Genomic DNA, 17,755 nt, shown 5'->3' on the forward strand with positions numbered 1-17,755 from the left:
GTGACTTCCTCCCTGTCCAACCATGCGTTCGCGCCGGTTATGCCCGGACGACGTCGCGTGGCCGCCGTTCGACGACCCGCGCGCCGTGTGTCTGGGTGCCTGCGGTGACCGGCCCGCCATCCAGGTCCCCGTGATCGGCGCGTGCCAGAATGACGACATGACTACCCTGATCATCCCCGGGCAGGATTCGAACGCGCGCTCGTGGCGCCGCGGCGCGGTGGTGGGCGCCGCCGCGAGTATCGGAGCGGCGACGGCGACGTTCGCGTTGTCGGGAGGTCTCGCGGCGCTCGTCGCGCGCCACGTGGTCACCCCGTCCACCCGGCCCGGCAACGTGGCGGTGCTCAAGCTCGAGAAGGACCCCAACTCGGGGCAGGAACTGATCACGCTGCCCGCGAACCCGGACACGCGGGTCGCCGGGACGTACGCCCTACGGTTCGACGACGGTCGCGGCCTCGCGCGGATCGGCTTCATCGTGCGCCAGACCGGGGGCACCGTCACGCGGCTCGTGGAGCGCGTGTACCGCGGGGAGCTCGCGGTGGGCAAGCGCGGGTGGTGGACCGGGACCGTGTACGCCCGACCGTCGGACGCAGGGCTCGCCTACAGCAAGACCCATGTGGAGACGCCGCTGGGATCCGCTCCCGCGTGGGTCATCCCCGCGGACGGGGACACCGCCACCGCGGAACACACGGGGACGTGGGCGGTCATGGTGCACGGGCGCGGCGCGCAGCGACCCGAGTGCATCCGCGGCGCCCGCGTGACCCACGAGATGGGGCTGCACAGCCTGATCCTGTCCTACCGCAACGACCAGGAGGCGCCCTCCACACCGGATCAGCGCTACGGGTTGGGATTCACCGAATGGGAGGACATCCAGGCGGGGATCGGCTATGCACTGGACCACGGGGCGTCGGACATCGTGCTGTTCGGGTGGTCCATGGGCGGGGCCATCGTGTTGCGCACGACCGAATTGACCGAGTACCGCGACCGGATCCGGGCGCTGGTGCTCACGGGTCCGGTCGTGGACTGGTACGAATTATTGGCCCACCAGACCCGGATCCACCGCATCCCGCGGCGCGTGGGTCGCATGGCGGCGGACCTGATCTCCCACCGCATGGGCCCGCGGATCACCGGGCTGGCCGCGCCCCTGGACCTGCATGCCCTGGACTGGCTCTCCCGCTGGGAGGACATCGCCACGCCCACCCTGATCCTGCACTCCACGGACGACGAGGTGGTGCCGGTGGCCGGGTCCGTGGAACTCGCCAACCGCAATCCCTACGTGGACTTCGTGGGGTTCTCCGGGGCCCGGCACACCAAGGAATGGAACATCGACCGCAAGCGCTACGAGCGGGCCATCCGTGACTGGTTGCCCGCGGCGCTCACTCGCCGAGCCGGGCGTGGATCTGGCGTTTGATCCGACCGAGCATCGCGGACATCCCGCGCATGCGCAGCGGGGACACCAGTTTGGTCAGCCCGAAGCGTTCCGGCAGGTCGTCGGGCACGTCCAGTACCTGGGACGCCGGCAGACCGTTGAGTCCCTCGTGGAGGATGGACGCGAAGCCGCGCGTGGTGGGCGCTTCCGCCGGCGCGGAGAAGAACAGGGCGACCGGCGCGTCCGCACCGGACCCGTCCAGCTCCACGGTCAGGAACAACGGCGACTGACACTCGGTGACCTGCTCGAGTTCCTCCGGGTGCTCACCGAGCCGCGCGGGCAGCTCGGGCAGGGACCGGGAGAACTCGAGCAGCAACTGCAGCTTGTCGGGTTCCGGGACCTCGTGGAACTCGGTCACCAGCTCCCGCAACTGTTCGGGGAGGTCCTGGGTGCTCACCGCGCGGCCCCGGGGGCCTCGCCGCGTTCCTCACCCTGCGCCACGGGCACGCGCACGGCGTTGCCCCACTCGGTCCAGGACCCGTCGTAGTTGCGCACGTTGTCGAAGCCCAGCAGGTGGGTCAGCACGAACCACGTGTGCGAGGAACGCTCGCCGATGCGGCAGTACGCGATCACGTCGTCGTCCTGCCCGAGCCCGACCTCGTCGCGGTAGATCGCGTCGAGGTCCTCGCGGGACTTGAACGTCCCGTCCTCGGCGGCGGCCCGGGCCCACGGCACGGACGCCGCGGTGGGGATGTGTCCGCCGCGCAGCGTGCCCTCCTGCGGGTAGTCCGGCATGTGCGTGCGCTCGCCCGTGTACTCCTGGGGGGAGCGCACGTCGATCAGGGGAGTGGTGCCCAGCGCGGCCAGCACGTCCTCGCGGTACGCGCGGATCACGGAGTCGTCCCGCTCCACTGCGGGGTACTCGGTGGGGGTCACGGGGGTCGCGTCGGTGGTCAGTTCGCGTCCCTCGGCGATCCACTTGTCGCGCCCGCCGTTCATCAGGCGCACGTCCCGGTGACCGAACAGCGTGAAGACCCACAGGGCGTAGGCGGCCCACCAGTTGGACTTGTCGCCGTAGATCACCACGGTGTCGTCCCGGGAGATCCCCTTGCGGGACATCAGCTCGGCGAACTGCTCCCCGTTCACGTAGTCGCGGGTATCCGGCTCGTTGAGGTCCGTGTGCCAGTCCACCTTCACGGCCCCGGGGATGTGCCCGGTCTCGTACAGCAGGACGTCCTCGTCCGATTCGACGACGACGACGCCGGGCGTGCCGACATGATCGGCCACCCACTGCGTGGACACCAGACGTTCCGGGTGCGCGTACTGCGCGAACGCGTCGTTCTGCTCTGCTTCTACAGCCATGAGACTTCTCCTTGTCCTTGTGCTGTCGTGGGCGCTACGCACGCAAGTGCCGTGCGCGTCTCATTCTCCAGCGTAGTGGTGCGCGCGCACCCGGCGCATGCCGGGCCCGCGTGCGCCGTCATATGCGGGCGCCGTGTTCACCACGGGCTGACCGGTAGCATCGGGGGAGAACGGGACGCCCGGCGCGTCCCACGTACTGTCCGTTTACCGCAGGACCGGTCCCCGGTGCGCGCCCGCCGCGGCGCGCGGTCCGGAACCGGTCGGGAGGCCCTGTTACGTGAGCACTCAGATCGAACACCTCGTGGAGCGCGATCCGCGCGTCTCGGCCGATGAACTGCTGGCCGGTTTCACCCCGTCCGAACGCTTCGGGGAGGTGTCCTTCGACACGTACCGCCCGGATCCGTCCCAGCCCTCACAAGCGCAGGCGGTCGAGAAGCTCCAGGCCTTTGCGGCGGGCGTGTCCGGGGGCGGCGCCTCCGGTGGCGGGTTCTTCTCCAAGTTCTTCGGCGGGCAGAAGAGTTCCGGCGCGGCGCAGGGGATCTACCTGGACGGCGGGTTCGGCGTGGGCAAGACCCACCTGCTCGCGTCCCTGTGGCACGCCGTGCCCGGACCCAAGGCGTTCGGCACGTTCGTGGAGTACACCAACCTGGTGGGTGCGCTCACGTTCCGCCGCACCGTGGACGCCCTGAAGGAATACACCCTCGTGTGCATCGACGAGTTCGAGCTCGACGACCCCGGGGACACCGTGCTGATGTCCCGGCTCATGCGTGAACTCGCGGATGCGGGCGTCAAGCTCGCGGCCACGTCCAACACCCTGCCCGGTTCCCTGGGCGAGGGTCGATTCGCGGCGCAGGACTTCCAGCGTGAGATCCAGGTGCTGTCCTCCCAGTTCGAGGTCGTGCGCATCGACGGCGAGGACTACCGCCACCGCGGGCTGCCGGACGCGCCGTCGCCCCTGCCCGACGACGCCGCGCTGGACGCCGCCGTCGAACAGCACTTCTCGGGCCGGCGCGTGGCGATCGACGACTTCGACGCGCTCGTGGAGCACCTCTCCCGCGTGCACCCCTCGCGCTACCGCGCGCTGATCGAGGGCTTGGACGCGATCGCGTGGCGCGGGGTGCGCACGATCGATCAGCAGGCCGTGGCGCTGCGTTTCGTGGTGCTCGCGGACCGGTTGTACGACCGCGATCTGCCCATCCTCTCCACGGGCGTGCCGTTCGACCGCGTGTTCACGGACGAGATGATGGCCGGCGGCTACCAGAAGAAGTACTACCGAGCGGTCTCCCGCCTCACGGCGCTCGCCCGGGAGGCGGACGAGGCCTGAGGTCGGCGCGACGCTCTCGTGTCCCGCTGGGCGTCACGCTCTCGTGTCCCGCTGGGCGTCCTTGCTGTGAGGTGTGAATCCGGGACGCCACTGTGCTGGGCGCGCGGCGTTGCCGCCAGGGTGACCGGTCCGCGGGCCGAGCCCCTGGGCCAATGTGAGAACGGGGTCCCTTCCCAGTGGAAGGGACCCCGTTCTCATGCGGCGGTGCAGATCACTCGTTGCCGCCGAGCCGATCGCGCGCGGCGTCCTGGCCCTGATCGACCTGGCCCTCGAACTTGTGGCCCGTCTTGTCGTCCACGGCGTCGCCCGCCTTGTCGATGCCCTGGTCGACCTTGTCCTGGTGGTTTCCGGCGGCGTCCTTGGCCTTGTCCGCGAGTCCTCCGAGATCCGGCATGATCTGTGTCCTTCCGGTTGGTGAACCAGCCCGGTGTCGGGTCGGTACATTCATCCTGCACGGCCACCGGCGCGCACGGAAGGGTCCCGCCACGGGGTTCGCCCTGAGGGAACACGGCGCGATGGGCCAGGGGCGGGCGGAATCGGGCTCGTTCCTTTCCCGCCGAAGTATCGAGCCCGGTCCGTCCTTCGTCGAAGTGGAGTACCCTGGGAAGTCGTCCCGCGCGCGAGCCGACCCCGCGAGAACCGGTGTGCAGCGCTCGCCCGCCGAGCGCCGTCGGCGTCATCCAGCGGGGCGGGAACCCCCATCCACGAAGGAGCCAGTGCGCGCCATGACCACCGAGAAGGTCGAACTGCTCCGCCACCCGGCGGAGGCCATCAACTGGAATCGCGTCCAGGACGAGAAGGACACCGAAGTCTGGGACCGCTTGACGTCCAATTTCTGGCTCCCCGAGAAGGTCCCGCTGTCCAACGACGTCCAGTCCTGGAAGACGCTCACGGCCGAGGAACAGGACCTCACCATGAAGGTGTTCACGGGCCTGACCCTGCTGGACACCATCCAGGGCACCGTGGGCGCGGTCTCGTTGATCCCGGACGCCAAGACCCTGCACGAGGAAGCCGTGTACACGAACATCGCGTTCATGGAATCCGTGCACGCGAAGTCCTACTCGTCCATCTTCTCCACGCTGTCGTCCATGAAGCAGATCGACGAGGCGTTCCGCTGGTCGCGTGAGAACGAGCACCTGCAGCGCAAGGCCGACATCGTGCTGACGTACTACAAGGGTGACGATCCTCTGAAGAAGAAGGTGGCCTCCACCCTGCTGGAGTCCTTCCTGTTCTACTCGGGGTTCTACCTGCCCATGTACTTCTCCTCGCACGCCAAGCTGACCAACACGGCGGACCTGATCCGGTTGATCATCCGCGACGAGGCCGTGCACGGGTACTACATCGGCTACAAGTACCAGCGCGGTCTGCTGCAGGAGACCCCGGAGCGTCAAGAGGAGCTCAAGGCGTACACGTACGAGCTGTTGGACGAGCTCTACGACAACGAGGTGGCCTACGCCGAGGCGCTCTACGAGTCGGTCGGCTGGACCGAGGACGTCAAGAAGTTCCTGCACTACAACGCCAACAAGGCCCTGAACAACCTGGGCTACGAGGCCCTGTTCCCGCGGGAGATGACCGACGTGTCCCCGGCCATCCTGTCCTCGCTGTCCCCGAACGCGGACGAGAACCACGACTTCTTCTCCGGTTCCGGCTCCTCCTACGTGATCGGCAAAGCCGTGAACACGGAGGACGAGGACTGGGACTTCTGAGTCACTGAGTCACGGCCCTCACGAAGGGTGTTCCGAGGCCCGGATCCGCACGGTGGTGTGGGTCCGGGCCTCGTCGCATGCCGTGGCGGGTGGTGGGTGGGCGATCCGCGGGCGTGGTGGGCAGGGTGTGACACGCGGGCGGGGCTGGCGGGGCCTGATGTGGGTGAACATCTGTGCTGCGAAAGGACCACTTCTACCCCCGATTCCGGTGCGTATCGGAGCACAGATGTGGTGCAGTGCGCTCGCCGCGGGGCAAAGGGGGTGAGGGGGCGGGTTGGGTGGGAGTGTGCGGGTCATAAGGCCGTGGGATGGGCCGTGGAGTGGAGAGCGGGAGACGCGCGGCGTGCGTCCCCCAATGTGCGGCTGTCATCACGTGGCCGCTGTTCCTAGGCTGGAGCCGCAAGGGGAGAGGTTTCCCGCCAACCCTCAGGCGTTCCGGGGGGAACGCCGGGTTGGTGGGGGCACGATCGACAACCGTGAAGAACTGCACAGTCATGCACTCGCCACGGGAGATCTTCGTAGGGGGCTTGAACGTGATGCGAGCAAAATCGTCCGTCAAATCAGTGCTCTCGGTCGCCGAGCTGGGCACGCTCAACCAGCTCATGCGCGGAGCCGGCACAGTGGAACCGTTCGAACGTGAACTGGTGTCCCGCGTGTTCGTGGGTGCTCGTGCGTGGCTGCAGGAACAGGAAGAGGGCGCGGAACTCACCCGTGACCAGCGCAAACGGTGGAACGCCGCCGTGCGCTACGTCAATCGCTACGTCTCGCGCGGCGGTGTGGCCATGTCGTGGCGGGTGCTGCGTTCCTTGGGCAACTCCACGGATCTGCTCGCGAACCACCACGTGCTCAAGACCGCGATGGTAGCTGCCGCCGCTCACGGTCCGGTCACCGCGGCCGAGGAGAGCCGCATGGCCACTGCGCTCATCACCCCGCCCCGTCCGGCCGCGCGGTTGACCACCTCCGCGGCGTGATGCTCCACACGTCGTCGACGTAGCGCGCGCCACGTCCGGCCGGGTGAGCGAGGAGTTGCGGGGAACGGACCCGCCCGTGCCGCCGCGTCCGGGTTCCGAGCGGGCCCCGCTGCACTAGAGTTGGCGCCAGCATGAAACTCATACGTCAGCGCGAGTCCCTGGGCGCCGAACAGGACTACCGCCGCGCCCTGTCCATCCTCGACGCCGCGCGCGGTGGCGCCACCGAACCCGTGCTGCGCGTGTACCAACCGCGGCCCACGGTGGCGTTCGGTCGCCGCGACGAGCTCAATCCCGGTTTCCCCAGGGCCCGCCAAGCCGCGCTCGACGCCGCGTTCACCCCGCTCGTGCGCCGCGTGGGAGGCCGGGCGGCCGCGTACCACGGAGGTTGCCTGGTCATCGACCACGTGGAACCGGATCCGGACCCCAAGACGGGTATCCAGGACCGGTACCGCCTGTTCGGAGACATGGTGGTGGCCGCGCTCGAGGAACTCGAGATCCCCGCCCAGGTGGGCGAGATCCCGGGGGAGTACTGCGCGGGTGAGTACAGCGTGCACGCACCGGGGACCGCGGTGGACCCCGGCCAGCCCGTCAAACTCGCGGGCACGGCCCAGCGCGTCGTGGCAGGGGCGTGGTACTTCTCCACGGTGCTCGTGATCGAGGAAGCCGAACCGTTGCGCAGCGTCCTGGAGGACGTGTACTCGTGCCTGGGCGTGTCGTGGGAACCGGCCACCGCCGGGTGCGTCGCGGACGTCCGACCGGGCACCACGGTCGCCGAGGTCGAGGCGGCGCTCACGAGTGTGTACGACCGGTACGCGTCCTACATGGGTTACGGCCCCGTGAGCGGACCGCGGTAGGACCGACAACCCCTCACGGGAGGAGAACGCCATGTGCGGTCGTTACGTGATCGCCCGGACCCCGGGCCAGCTCGCCCTGCCCTTCGACGCGCGGGTGGACGACTCGATCGCCGGTGACGTGGAACCCAACTGGAACGTGGCGCCCACGCACACGGTCCCGATCCTGCTCGAACGGCTCTCGCAGGACGGGCAACTGCTCCCGGAGATCCACGCCGCGCGCTGGGGCCTCGTACCCTCGTGGGCCAAGGAGCTGTCGATCGGGTCCAAGATGTTCAACGCCCGTTCGGAGACCGTCACCGAGAAGCCGTCCTTCCGCGCCGCGGTCAAGGCGCGGCGCTGCGCGATCCCCGCGGACGGCTACTACGAGTGGAAGGCCCCGGAGTCCGGGCGCGGTAAGAAGCAACCGTACTTCGTGCACCCCGAGGACGGTTCCCCGATCTGGTTCGCCGGGATCTACGAGTGGTGGCGCGTTCCCGACGACACCGCGGACCTCGCGCGCGCCGAGCAGACCCGGCCGGGCAAGAACGCGCAGGACGACGCGGGCCGGTGGTTGCTCTCGTGTTCGATCCTCACGCGCGAGGCCCCGGACGCTCACGACGAGGACCCGCACCTCGCCGCGCTGGGAGCCCTGCACAACCGGTTGCCCATGGGCATGACCGAAGCGTTCGCCCGCGAGTGGATCGCCCCGGACAAGGACCACGCCCCGGAACTCGTGGACCGCGCGGTGGCCGGTGCGTTGGAGGTGGCCGCACAGTGGCGCATGCACGCCGTGAGCACGGACGTGGGGTCGGTGAAGTCCCAGGGGGAGTACCTCGTGGAACCCCTGCAGACCCTGCTGTAGCCGCGCCCGGGGATCGTGTCACAACCCCGGCGAATATCCTCCGTGCGGCCCGCCGCACCGCAAGTCCTCGGCCCTCTGCCTATGGTGGAGACGGTGCACCGACGCACCCACACCGACGAGAACCGGGGGTAGACATGGTTGAACTGGGCAACACCCTGACCGATGACACGCGCTGGCTGATCGACTTCGTCCGCTCCGCCGGAGCCGGCGTGCTCGCGAGCAACAGCGGCACGGGATATCCGGAGTCCGCGTACGTCCACGTGGCCGCCACGGACGACGGACACATCGTCTTCGGGACCAACACCAAGTCCCGGAAGTTCTCCAACATCACGTCCGACCCGCGCGTGTCCATGGTCGTGATGCGCGACGGCACGCACGAGGTGCAGCTCGAGGGTGAGGCCAGGGTCCTCGAAGGGGCCGACGCCGCTCCGGCCGGTCAGGCGCTCGCGGCACAGCACCCGGGCGCGACCGAGACGAACGATCCCGAGAACCTGCGGGTCCTGGAGATCACGGTGCGCTGGGCCACGCGCACGGATGCGTCCCAGGTCCCGCCGCGCAGCGACGAGCTCACACTGCGCTGAGCAGGGCTGAAAGAGGCCGACGGCACAGGACCCGGGTCGCCCATGGGACGGCCCGGGTCCTCCGTGTTCGCGTCGGTTCAGTATGGCGCGGTTGTGAGCAGATCAATCCGGCGCGGCCGCATTGGCCGCGACATGGTCAGAGTTCGTCCTGCTCCGGGATCCAGCGGTTGAAGTCGAGCGTGAGGTACAGGGCGAGCGCCGCGGAGTTGTCCTCCGGGATCCGCACGCACACCTCGTCGTAGCCGTTCTCGTGCAGGGACGTCATGACCTGGCGCACGAGCTGCTCGGCCAGACCGCGGCGGCGGTGCGAGGACGCCGTGAACAGTTCGAAGAGGTACGGCACGTCCGGCAGTTGCGGGTCATCGCGGCGCTCGAGCACGATGGCCGCGGCCACGGGATTGCCGTCCTCGTCCTCGATCACCTGCGACTGTTCCTGCAGGAACGGGCCGAACTCACCTCGGAACGCGTCCCGGACCGTGGTCTCCGCGTCCTGCTGCGTGCCCACGGTCCCGGAACCGTAGGCCTCCCGGAGCAACCGGGCGAGCGCGGCGGTGTCCTCGTCCGTCACGGAACGGCTCGTGGCCGTGAGCTCCCGGGGGGTCAGCTCGGTCCGCGCGATCAGCGTGATGGTTCCAGTCATCATGGCCTCCCATGGGGTCATCGGTGCACACGGTAGTTCTTGCCCCTCAGGGTAACCGAGAAGACCCCGGTTTCCACGGGCGTACTACGGTGGAGGGGCAGGCCCGTCCGAGCCCCGGCCCACGGCACCGCGTTGGGCGCGAGCGGCGTCGTCGTCCCACGCGGGGACCGCAGCCCGGAGGCCACCGTCCGCCGGTAGTGAGGAGAGCGAGAACCATGACCGAGAACCCCCAGACCGATTCCACACCGGAGGGCGAGACCGCCCGGATCTGCCGCGAGTTGATCCGCTTCGACACGAGCAACTACGCGAGCGGCGAGGCCAAGGGCGAGCGTGCGGCGGCGGAGTACGTGGCCGATCTGATCCACGAGGTGGGCCTCGAGGCCCAGTACTTCGAGTCCGCCCCGGGCCGCGCGAACGTGTTCACCCGTATCGAGGGCAAGGACCCGAGCGCGGACGCGCTGCTCGTGCACGGCCACCTGGACGTGGTCCCCGCCGCGGCGCAGGACTGGTCCTTGGACCCGTTCGCGGGGGAGGTGCGGGACGGGATGATCTGGGGCCGCGGCGCGGTGGACATGAAGGACATGGACGCCATGATGCTCTCGGTGCTGCGCCACATGCGCCGCACGGGAACCGTGCCCGAGCGGGACATCGTCTTCGGGTTCTTCGCGGACGAGGAAGCCGGGATGCGCTACGGCTCCAAGTGGATGGTGAGCGAACATCCCGAGGTCTTCGACGGTGTCACGGACGCCCTGAGCGAGGTGGGCGGGTTCTCCGCGAACATCGGCGGCAAGCGGGCCTACCTGCTGCAGACCGCGGAGAAGGGCCTGCTGTGGTTGAAGCTCATCGCACAGGGCCAGGCCGGGCACGGCTCCGGGCTGCACGAGGACAACGCCGTGACGCACCTGTCCCGCGCCATGGCAAACATCGGGCAGTACACGTGGCCCGTGGAACTGACCAAGACCACCCGCGCGTTCCTGGACGAGGTCACCGAGCTGACCGGCGTGGAGTTCGATCCGGAGAACCCGCAGCGGCTGTTGCGCGAACTAGGGGATGTGGCCCGGTTCGTGGGGGCGACCCTGCAGAACACCTCGAACCCCACGATGCTCGACGGCGGGTACAAGACGAATGTGATCCCCGGGACCGCGCAGGGCACCGTGGACGTGCGGTTCCTGCCGGATCAGCGTGATCTGGTGATGGAGAAGCTCCAGGAGCTCGCGGGTGACAAGGTGCGCTTCGAGGCTGAGTTCGAGGACATCGGGCTGGAGGTCCCGTTCTCGGGCAACGTGGTGGACGCCATGGTGGACGCGCTGCAGGCCGAGGACCCCGACGCCGTGGTGCTGCCCTACATGCTCGGCGCGGGCACCGACAACAAGTCCCTGGCCACGCTCGGGATCACCGGCTACGGATTCGTCCCGCTGCAGCTGCCTCCGGAACTGGACTTCACGGGCATGTTCCACGGCGTGGACGAGCGCGTGCCCGTGGCCTCGCTCGAGTTCGGTTCGCGTGTGCTGGACCGCTTGCTGCGCACGTACTGAGCCCGCCCCATTCCACCGGCCCGACCACCCAAGGAGCCCCATGACCGCCGTGACCGAACTGCTACCCGACGAGCTGCTCGCCGAGATCAGGGACCGCGCCGCCGCGACCGACCGCGACAATGCGTTCTTCGCCGAGGACTTCGATGCGCTGCGCGAGATCGGTTACCTGCGGATGCTCGTCCCGCGCGAGTTCGGCGGGCTGGGCTTCACGCTCGAGCAGGCCGCGCAGGCGCAGCGCCGCCTCGCCACGGCCGCACCGGCCACCGCGCTGGGGATCAACATGCACCATGTGATCGTGGGGATCGGCTACACCCTCCACCTGCGCGGGGACGATCGCGCGCAGCGGATCTTCCGCGACGCCGTGGCCGGGGAGGTCTTCGCGTTCGGGATCTCCGAGGCGGGTAACGATTCCGTCCTCTTCGACGCGACCACGCGCGCCGAGCCCGTGGCCGAGGGCTGGCGCCTGCACGGCACCAAGATCTTCACGTCCCTGTCCCCGCGCTGGAAGCGTTTACTCGTCCACGCCCGGGTTCCCGGGGACGACGACGCCGCACCCCTCGTCTTCGGGTTCCTCACCCGGGAGGACCATGAGTCCCCGGCGGAGGGGGTCACGGTGCGCGAGGACTGGGACGCGCTCGGGATGCGGGCCTCGCAGTCGTGCACCACGGTGCTGGACGGTGCGCTGCTGCGCACCGAGGACGTGCTCACCAGGACCCCTGCCGCACCCAACCCGGACCCCGTGGTGTGGGGGATCTTCGGGTGCTTCGAACTGTTGCTCGCGGCGGTGTACACGGGGATCGCCGACCGCGCGATCCACGTGGCCGTGGAGATCACGACCACGAGGCGATCCCTGGCCAAGGACGCCCCGTACTCGGACGACCCGGACATCCGCCGGCACGTGGCCGGGGCCGGTGTGCTACGGGACGGGGCGGAACTGCAACTGCGGCAGTTGTGCGCGGACGTGGACGCCCTGGGCTCGGACCGGGAGCCGGCGCACGGGCCGCGGTGGTTCATCCTGTTCTCCGGGGTCAAGCACCGGGCCACGGAAGCCGCGCGCGCCGTGGTGGACCTGGCGCTGCGGGCGTCCGGGGGAGCGCAGTACCGGCGCGGTTCCGAGCTCGAGCGGCTCTACCGGGACGTGCTGGCGGGGATGTACCACCCCTCGGACGAGGAATCCGTCCACGCGGCCACGGCGAAATCCCTGCTGGGACCCGTCTCGTCCTGAGCGGATCCCGGGCTCAGAACGTGCGGTCCACCCGCATGATCCGCCGGCGCAGTACATAGCGGCGTTGGCCCCCGTAGAGCACCGCCGAGCGCATGAGTTCCCACTTGCCGTACTCGGTGTGTTCCCGCACCCGGCTGCGTGCCTCGGCGGGTTTCTCGCGCGGCGCCACCGTGAGCGAGAGGTACTCGTACCGGTCGTCGCGCCCGGTCATGGTGGGGTGACCGGATACCGAACTGTGCTTCAGACGTTGTTCTTTCATTGCTCCCATTCTGCTCCGATAACGGCTAACGTCTACACCATGAGCACCGATCCCCGCGCCGCGCTGCAAGCGCTCGTCAACGCCCTCGAAGAACACCTCGCCGCCGCGGCGAACCGCCGTTCGGACGACGATCCCACGGTGGACGGAGCCTACCTGGCCATCGCCAACACCTTCGAAGCCTACGAGGAAGCCCTCTACGACGCCTACGACGAGGTCACCCCGCTCACCGTCTTCGCCGAGGAGGACGACTCCGACGACGACCTCGACTACGACGACGATGACGACGATGACGACGACGATCTTCTCGAGGACAACGAGATGATGGACGAGGATCTCATCGACGAGGACGACTACGACGATGACGACGACGAGAACGAGGACCGCGATTCCTCGAACGGACGCCGTTCCGGGCGCTGACCCGGGGGATCGGATCACGTGAGCTGCGAAGGCCTCCGCCGCGGGCGGGGGCCTTCGTGCGTGTCCAGCGGCTTCCCAGGACGGGCCGGGAAGCACCTCGGAGGGGGTGCCGTACAGTTGTCGCGTGAACTGGATCGAAGCGATAATCCTGGGCCTCGTACAGGGGCTGACCGAATTCCTGCCGGTGTCCTCCTCCGCCCATCTGCGGATCGTGGGCGAGTTCCTGCCCAACGGGGCGGACCCCGGGGCCACCTTCACCGCGATCACCCAGCTGGGCACCGAGACCGCCGTGATCATCTTCTTCTGGCGGGACATCGTGCGCATCATCAAGAAGTGGGCGCTGTCGTTGAGCGGCCGCGTGGACCGCAAGGACCCGGACGCCCGCATGGGGTGGTTCATCATCCTGGGTTCACTGCCCATCGCCGTGCTCGGTCTGTTGCTGCAGGACTACATCGAGACCCAGTTCCGCTCGCTGTGGATCACCGCGACCATGTTGATCGTCTTCGGTTTGTTCCTGGCGATCGCGGACTACATGGGCAAGCAGGAACGCCACCTGGAGGACCTGACCGTCAAGCATGCCGTGGGCTTCGGTTTCGCCCAGGCGCTGGCACTGGTGCCCGGTGTCTCCCGCTCGGGTGGCACGATCACCGCGGGTCTGCTCATGGGCTACACCCGCGCGGCGGCGGCGCGCTACGCGTTCCTGCTGGCCATTCCCGCGGTGTTCGCCTCCGGCCTGTACCAGCTGTACAAGGCGGTCAGCGGCGCCGAACCCGGCGGGGTCTACTCCCTGGGCCAGACGGCGGTGGCCACCCTGATCGCGTTCGGCGTGGGCTACCTGATCATCGGGTGGTTCATGCACTACATCTCGGAACGCAGTTACAACCTGTTCGTGTGGTACCGCATCCTGTTGGGTGCCGCGCTGTTCGTGATGCTCGGGACGGGGCTCATCAGCGCCTGACCGGCACCGCCCCCGGCCCGTGACGTGCGCGTTCGCGGTGACCGGGGAATAGCCGCCCCGGTGCGCCCGTTGCGCACGAGGAAGTCCAAGAATCGTCCAAGCGAAGGTGAACATGAAGCGTTGGTCCAGCCGTCCGGTTCCGCAACTGCCCGGGACCTCGCCCGCACCCCTCGTACACGACACGAGCACGGGGGAGCTCGAACGGCTGGAACCGCGTGAGGGCCGGGCGGGGCTGTACGTGTGCGGGATCACCCCGTACGACGCCACGCACATGGGCCACGCCGCGACGTACGTGACGTTCGACCTGCTCAACCGGGTGTGGCGGGACGCCGGCTTCCCCGTGGACTACGTCCAGAACGTCACCGACGTGGACGATCCCCTGCTCGAGCGGGCGAACGACACCGGCGTGGACTGGCGCGAGCTCGCCGAGGACCAGACGGAATTGTTCCGCACGGACATGACGGCCCTGAACGTGCTGGCCCCCGATCACTACGTGGGGGCCACCGAGGCGGTCGAGTGGATCGTGCCCGCGGTCGAACGCCTCGTGGAACGCGGGCTCGCGTACCGCGTCCCGGAGGGCACCGGCCAGGACGGGCGCCCGGAGCCCGCGGGGGATGTCTACTTCGACGTCGACGCCGCCGGGCGGTTGCGTGCCGACGACCCCGACGCGTGGGTGATCGGCTCCACGTGTCGCCTGGACCGGGAGCGGATGCTGCCGCTGTTCGCGGATCACGGGGGCGATCCCGAACGCGCGGGCAAGCGGGATCCGCTGGACCCGCTGTTGTGGCGCGTCAAGCGCGAGGGCGAACCGTTCTGGGACGGTGCGTCACTGGGTGAGGGCCGCCCCGGATGGCACATCGAGTGCAGCGTGATCGCGCTGCAGTACCTGCCCGCGCCGTTCACCGTGCAGGGCGGGGGCTCCGACCTCGCGTTCCCGCACCACGACATGGGCGCGGGCCACTCGTATGCGCTGTCCGGCGAGCCCATGGCCGAGCACTTCGTCCACACCGCCATGGTGGGCCTGGACGGCGAGAAGATGTCCAAGTCCAAGGGCAACTTGGTGCTCGTGTCGAGCCTGCGCCGGGAGGGCGTAAACCCCGCCGCGATCCGCCTGGCGATCCTCGCCAACCACTACCGCACGGACTGGTTCTGGACCGACGACCTGCTCGAGGAGGCCAAGCGCCGTCTCGCCACGTGGCGCGAGGCCGCCGCCAAGCCCGAAACGGCCGGGGCGGATTCTCTGCTCGAGGCCGTGCGCGCGGCCCTCGGTCAGGATCTCAATGCTCCCGCGGCGCTCATCGCGGTGGACGCGTGGGCCGCACGCAACCTGGGTGGTGCCGCCGCGCGAGGTGCGGGGGCGTCGACCGAGGACGCCGCGCTGGCGCGCGCCACGGTCGAGGCGCTGCTCGGCGTCGAACTCTGAGCGACCCGCCGCTGGGCCAGGGCCCGCGTCAGCCGCGGTCGTCGCGGCGGCGCAGGTAACGCTCGAACTCGCGGGCGATCGCGTCCCCGGTGGCCTCCGGGAGGTCCACGGTGTCCTTGGCCTCCTCGAGCTGGCGCACGTAGTCCGCGACCTCCGGATCCTCGGAGGCGAGCTCGTCCACGCCGCGTTCCCACGCCTCGGCGTCCTCGACCACGGGCTCGAGCGGTAGGGCCATGCCCAGCAGGTCCTCGAGGCGGCGGGCGAGCGCGAGCTGCGCCTTGGGGGAGGGCGACTGCGCCACGTAGTGCGGGACCGCGGCCCACATGCTCAGCGTGGGGAAGCCCGCGAGCGCGGCCATGTGGGAGAGCACCCCCACGATCCCGGTGGGCCCCTCGTACTGGGGGGCGTCGATGTCCAGTTCCTCGCGCAGTTCCTCGGTGTCCGAGGTCAGGGTCACGGGGATCGGGCGGGTGTGGGGGACGTCCGCGAGCAGTGAACCGAGCATGATCACGAAGTCCACGTCCAGGGCGGTGGCCTGCTCGAGCAGTTCGGCGGTGAAGGCGCGCCACCGGTAGGACGGCTCCCAGCCGTGCAACAGTACGACGTCCAGGTTGGTCCCGGGCACCGACGCCTTGGACAACCGCGTGGTGGGCCAGTGCAGTTTCTGCTCCCCGGTCAGGGACCGGCGGATCACGGGACGGGAGTACTGGTAGTCGTAGTAGTCGTCCGAGGCGACCTCGAACACGTCCTTCGCGTTGAGCTGCTCGCGGATGAGCTTGAGGGTGTCCGTGGCGGCGTCGCCGGCGTCGTTCCAGCCCTCGAACGCGGCGATGAGCACCGTGACGGTCTCCTGGTCCGCACCGTCACGCACGACCCCGAAGGGGCCGATACCGGGCTGCTCCGAATTATTGTCCAACGTGGTCACCGTCCCACTGTACGGCCCGTGCGGGTGTTCCACGAGCCGATCCCCAGCGCGGTACCGGCGGGCGCACCTACCATGTTCAGCATGCCCCTTCCCCGGTTTCGCCAGCCCTCCGACGACCGCGCCGCACCGGCCCCCACCGGCCCCCGACCCCGTGGCGTGCGGCTGGGTCGGCTGTTGGGCGTGGAACTGTTGCTGGACCGTTCGTGGTTCCTCATCGCGGGGCTGACCCTGGTGATGTACGGGCCGGTGCTGTGGCGGCTGTACCCCGAGCTCGGCTGGCTCAACCTTCTCCTGGCCCTGGGCTTCGCGGTGGGCCTGGCCCTGAGCGTGCTGGTGCACGAACTCGCCCACGCGCTCGCGGGTCGCGCCGCGGGGTGGCCGGTGACCCGGATCGTGCTGACCCTCATGGGCGGGCACACGGCGTTCGGCAGCGTACGCACCACGCCGCTGCCCACCGCGCTCGTGTCCCTGGCCGGGCCGCTGAGCAACGTGGTGCTCGCCGCCCTGGGCACCGGTGTGCTCTTCATGACCGCGGACAGCCTCGCGGGCCCGGGGTGGGCGCTCGTCCAATTGTTGATCCTGGCCAACTGGATCCTGGGGCTGTTCAACCTGCTGCCCGGACTGCCGCTCGACGGCGGCCGCGTGGTGGAGTCGGTCGTGTGGGCGCTGACCCGCTCGGAGGCCAAGGGCACGACCGTGGCCGCGTGGTGCGGGCGCGGGATCGCGATCCTCACGGTCGCGTGGTTGTTGTGGGCGCAGGTGTGGCGCCAGCCCGTGGTGCTCGTGATCACGCTGCTCGTGGCCGGGTTCATTTTCCTGGGCGCGGGACAGGCCCTGCGCCAGGCGCGCATTCTGGGCGTGCTCGACGCCGTGCGGGCCGGGGGTGTCGCGCGTCCCGCGATGGAGTTCTCCCCGACCACGCCCCTGGCCCTCGTGGACGCCACCGTCATGGCCGCCACGGGGGACGACTACCGGGGGTGGACCCCGGACGTCGTCGTCCGTGACCGCGGTGCCGTGGGCCTGCTGGACCCCGAGCTCGCCGAACGGGTGGCACCCGCGCACCGCGGCGTCGTCGCCGTGGGGGACGTGGCCGAATGGCACCCCGCGGACGCCACCGTGGACCCGGACACCCCCGGCGGCGAACTGGCCCGCGTGCTGGAATCCGGGCGCCGCGCCTGGGTGTGTGTGGTGGACGGTGCCGGTCACGTCACGGGCGTGGTGCACCACGAGGACCTCGCGCGCTTCGCCCTGCGCGCCTGATCGCTCCACGAGGGCGGTGGGGGCCATCACCGCGGGGCGTGGTGATCCGAACGGGGCTACGGTGGGAGAATGGCCCGGGGCGGCCCGCGGTGCGGGCGTACCTACGGA

Annotated in this window: 19 protein-coding genes; 13 read left to right on the forward strand and 6 right to left on the reverse strand. The window is 69.4% G+C overall.

Going from position 1 to position 17,755, the window contains the following annotated elements; genetic code table 11:
• Positions 1 to 157 precede the first annotated feature (157 nt).
• A complete protein-coding gene (locus AS25_RS03395) occupies positions 158 to 1,408 on the forward strand; it encodes an alpha/beta hydrolase family protein (RefSeq protein WP_035962307.1) in 1,251 nt (416 codons plus the stop codon).
• Here the strand turns inward: AS25_RS03395 and AS25_RS03400 are convergent.
• Together AS25_RS03400 and AS25_RS03405 are read right to left on the reverse strand one after the other, a co-directional pair.
• Entirely contained in the window at positions 1,374 to 1,823 is a 450-nt protein-coding gene (locus AS25_RS03400; RefSeq protein WP_035961467.1) for a SufE family protein, read from the reverse strand. The genes AS25_RS03395 and AS25_RS03400 overlap by 35 nt on opposite strands.
• Entirely contained in the window at positions 1,820 to 2,728 is a 909-nt protein-coding gene (locus AS25_RS03405) for a sulfurtransferase (protein ID WP_035961473.1), read from the reverse strand. Before AS25_RS03405 ends, AS25_RS03400 begins: the two co-directional genes overlap by 4 nt.
• 277 nt (positions 2,729 to 3,005) lie before the next feature.
• On the opposite strand from AS25_RS03405, the gene zapE reads away from it, so the two are divergent.
• Positions 3,006 to 4,052 (forward strand): cell division protein ZapE, encoded by a 1,047-nt coding sequence (gene zapE, locus AS25_RS03410; RefSeq protein WP_035961480.1) that lies wholly within the window; start codon positions 3,006 to 3,008, stop codon positions 4,050 to 4,052.
• 211 nt (positions 4,053 to 4,263) lie between these two features.
• Here zapE and AS25_RS03415 read toward each other — a convergent pair whose 3' ends face one another.
• Positions 4,264 to 4,446, reverse strand: coding sequence for an antitoxin (locus AS25_RS03415; protein ID WP_035961489.1), 183 nt, complete (start codon positions 4,444 to 4,446; stop codon positions 4,264 to 4,266).
• A gap of 331 nt (positions 4,447 to 4,777) precedes the next feature.
• Between AS25_RS03415 and nrdF the strand changes: the two genes are divergently transcribed.
• From nrdF to AS25_RS03440, 5 genes are all read left to right on the forward strand, one after another.
• On the forward strand, positions 4,778 to 5,758 hold the full coding sequence (nrdF, locus tag AS25_RS03420) for a class 1b ribonucleoside-diphosphate reductase subunit beta (RefSeq protein ID WP_035961497.1): 981 nt from the start codon (positions 4,778 to 4,780) through the stop codon (positions 5,756 to 5,758).
• Positions 5,759 to 6,294: 536 nt separating this feature from the next.
• Entirely contained in the window at positions 6,295 to 6,729 is a 435-nt protein-coding gene (locus tag AS25_RS03425; RefSeq protein WP_207387829.1) for a hypothetical protein, read from the forward strand.
• A 131-nt stretch (positions 6,730 to 6,860) separates the two neighbouring features.
• Complete coding sequence (locus AS25_RS03430; protein WP_035961502.1) at positions 6,861 to 7,583, forward strand: lipoate--protein ligase family protein; 723 nt, start codon at positions 6,861 to 6,863, stop codon at positions 7,581 to 7,583.
• Between the two features lie 31 nt (positions 7,584 to 7,614).
• Positions 7,615 to 8,424, forward strand: a complete 810-nt coding sequence (locus AS25_RS03435; protein WP_052160663.1) for an SOS response-associated peptidase — start codon at positions 7,615 to 7,617, stop codon at positions 8,422 to 8,424.
• A 134-nt stretch (positions 8,425 to 8,558) separates the two neighbouring features.
• Positions 8,559 to 9,005, forward strand: coding sequence for a pyridoxamine 5'-phosphate oxidase family protein (locus AS25_RS03440; RefSeq protein WP_052160664.1), 447 nt, complete (start codon positions 8,559 to 8,561; stop codon positions 9,003 to 9,005).
• A 136-nt stretch (positions 9,006 to 9,141) separates the two neighbouring features.
• On the opposite strand, the gene AS25_RS03445 is transcribed toward AS25_RS03440, so the two are convergent.
• Complete coding sequence (locus tag AS25_RS03445; RefSeq protein WP_253270458.1) at positions 9,142 to 9,648, reverse strand: GNAT family N-acetyltransferase; 507 nt, start codon at positions 9,646 to 9,648, stop codon at positions 9,142 to 9,144.
• Positions 9,649 to 9,860: 212 nt separating this feature from the next.
• Between AS25_RS03445 and AS25_RS03450 the strand changes: the two genes are divergently transcribed.
• Together AS25_RS03450 and AS25_RS03455 are read left to right on the forward strand one after the other, a co-directional pair.
• Complete coding sequence (locus tag AS25_RS03450; protein ID WP_035961504.1) at positions 9,861 to 11,180, forward strand: M20/M25/M40 family metallo-hydrolase; 1,320 nt, start codon at positions 9,861 to 9,863, stop codon at positions 11,178 to 11,180.
• A 40-nt stretch (positions 11,181 to 11,220) separates the two neighbouring features.
• Positions 11,221 to 12,405 carry an acyl-CoA dehydrogenase family protein gene (locus tag AS25_RS03455; protein WP_035961506.1) on the forward strand — a complete coding sequence of 395 codons (1,185 nt, stop codon included), beginning with the start codon at positions 11,221 to 11,223 and terminating at the stop codon, positions 12,403 to 12,405.
• 13 nt (positions 12,406 to 12,418) lie between these two features.
• Here the strand turns inward: AS25_RS03455 and AS25_RS03460 are convergent, their stop codons facing one another.
• Positions 12,419 to 12,616 (reverse strand): DUF5703 family protein, encoded by a 198-nt coding sequence (locus AS25_RS03460; RefSeq protein WP_094067061.1) that lies wholly within the window; start codon positions 12,614 to 12,616, stop codon positions 12,419 to 12,421.
• Positions 12,617 to 12,703: 87 nt separating this feature from the next.
• Between AS25_RS03460 and AS25_RS03465 the strand changes: the two genes are divergently transcribed.
• From AS25_RS03465 to mshC, 3 genes are all read left to right on the forward strand, one after another.
• Positions 12,704 to 13,081, forward strand: coding sequence for a hypothetical protein (locus AS25_RS03465; RefSeq protein WP_035961515.1), 378 nt, complete (start codon positions 12,704 to 12,706; stop codon positions 13,079 to 13,081).
• Positions 13,082 to 13,205: 124 nt separating this feature from the next.
• Positions 13,206 to 14,039 (forward strand): undecaprenyl-diphosphate phosphatase, encoded by an 834-nt coding sequence (locus tag AS25_RS03470; RefSeq protein ID WP_035961521.1) that lies wholly within the window; start codon positions 13,206 to 13,208, stop codon positions 14,037 to 14,039.
• A 112-nt stretch (positions 14,040 to 14,151) separates the two neighbouring features.
• Complete coding sequence (gene mshC, locus AS25_RS03475) at positions 14,152 to 15,462, forward strand: cysteine--1-D-myo-inosityl 2-amino-2-deoxy-alpha-D-glucopyranoside ligase (protein ID WP_035961523.1); 1,311 nt, start codon at positions 14,152 to 14,154, stop codon at positions 15,460 to 15,462.
• Positions 15,463 to 15,490: 28 nt separating this feature from the next.
• Here mshC and AS25_RS03480 read toward each other — a convergent pair whose 3' ends face one another.
• A complete protein-coding gene (locus tag AS25_RS03480; RefSeq protein WP_035961525.1) occupies positions 15,491 to 16,387 on the reverse strand; it encodes a PAC2 family protein in 897 nt (298 codons plus the stop codon).
• Between the two features lie 81 nt (positions 16,388 to 16,468).
• Between AS25_RS03480 and AS25_RS03485 the strand changes: the two genes are divergently transcribed.
• Complete coding sequence (locus AS25_RS03485) at positions 16,469 to 17,647, forward strand: site-2 protease family protein (RefSeq protein WP_253270459.1); 1,179 nt, start codon at positions 16,469 to 16,471, stop codon at positions 17,645 to 17,647.
• Positions 17,648 to 17,755: the final 108 nt, after the last annotated feature.

The organism is Kocuria marina, assembly GCF_000786655.1.
Taxonomy (GTDB): Bacteria; Actinomycetota; Actinomycetes; order Actinomycetales; family Micrococcaceae; genus Kocuria; species Kocuria marina_A.

What these genes read in the sequence shown, in the direction of transcription:
- mshC (WP_035961523.1), top strand. Translation starts at nt 14,152, where the DNA reads ATGAAGCGTTGGTCCAGCCGTCCGGTTCCGCAACTGCCCGGGACCTCG.
- AS25_RS03395 (WP_035962307.1), top strand. Translation starts at nt 158, where the DNA reads ATGACTACCCTGATCATCCCCGGGCAGGATTCGAACGCGCGCTCGTGG.
- AS25_RS03485 (WP_253270459.1), top strand. Translation starts at nt 16,469, where the DNA reads ATGCCCCTTCCCCGGTTTCGCCAGCCCTCCGACGACCGCGCCGCACCG.
- AS25_RS03460 (WP_094067061.1), bottom strand. Translation starts at nt 12,616, where the DNA reads ATGACCGGGCGCGACGACCGGTACGAGTACCTCTCGCTCACGGTGGCG.
- AS25_RS03435 (WP_052160663.1), top strand. Translation starts at nt 7,615, where the DNA reads ATGTGCGGTCGTTACGTGATCGCCCGGACCCCGGGCCAGCTCGCCCTG.
- AS25_RS03465 (WP_035961515.1), top strand. Translation starts at nt 12,704, where the DNA reads ATGAGCACCGATCCCCGCGCCGCGCTGCAAGCGCTCGTCAACGCCCTC.
- nrdF (WP_035961497.1), top strand. Translation starts at nt 4,778, where the DNA reads ATGACCACCGAGAAGGTCGAACTGCTCCGCCACCCGGCGGAGGCCATC.
- AS25_RS03405 (WP_035961473.1), bottom strand. Translation starts at nt 2,728, where the DNA reads ATGGCTGTAGAAGCAGAGCAGAACGACGCGTTCGCGCAGTACGCGCAC.
- AS25_RS03425 (WP_207387829.1), top strand. Translation starts at nt 6,295, where the DNA reads ATGCGAGCAAAATCGTCCGTCAAATCAGTGCTCTCGGTCGCCGAGCTG.
- AS25_RS03440 (WP_052160664.1), top strand. Translation starts at nt 8,559, where the DNA reads ATGGTTGAACTGGGCAACACCCTGACCGATGACACGCGCTGGCTGATC.
- AS25_RS03450 (WP_035961504.1), top strand. Translation starts at nt 9,861, where the DNA reads ATGACCGAGAACCCCCAGACCGATTCCACACCGGAGGGCGAGACCGCC.
- AS25_RS03415 (WP_035961489.1), bottom strand. Translation starts at nt 4,446, where the DNA reads ATGCCGGATCTCGGAGGACTCGCGGACAAGGCCAAGGACGCCGCCGGA.
- AS25_RS03455 (WP_035961506.1), top strand. Translation starts at nt 11,221, where the DNA reads ATGACCGCCGTGACCGAACTGCTACCCGACGAGCTGCTCGCCGAGATC.
- AS25_RS03430 (WP_035961502.1), top strand. Translation starts at nt 6,861, where the DNA reads ATGAAACTCATACGTCAGCGCGAGTCCCTGGGCGCCGAACAGGACTAC.
- AS25_RS03445 (WP_253270458.1), bottom strand. Translation starts at nt 9,648, where the DNA reads ATGATGACTGGAACCATCACGCTGATCGCGCGGACCGAGCTGACCCCC.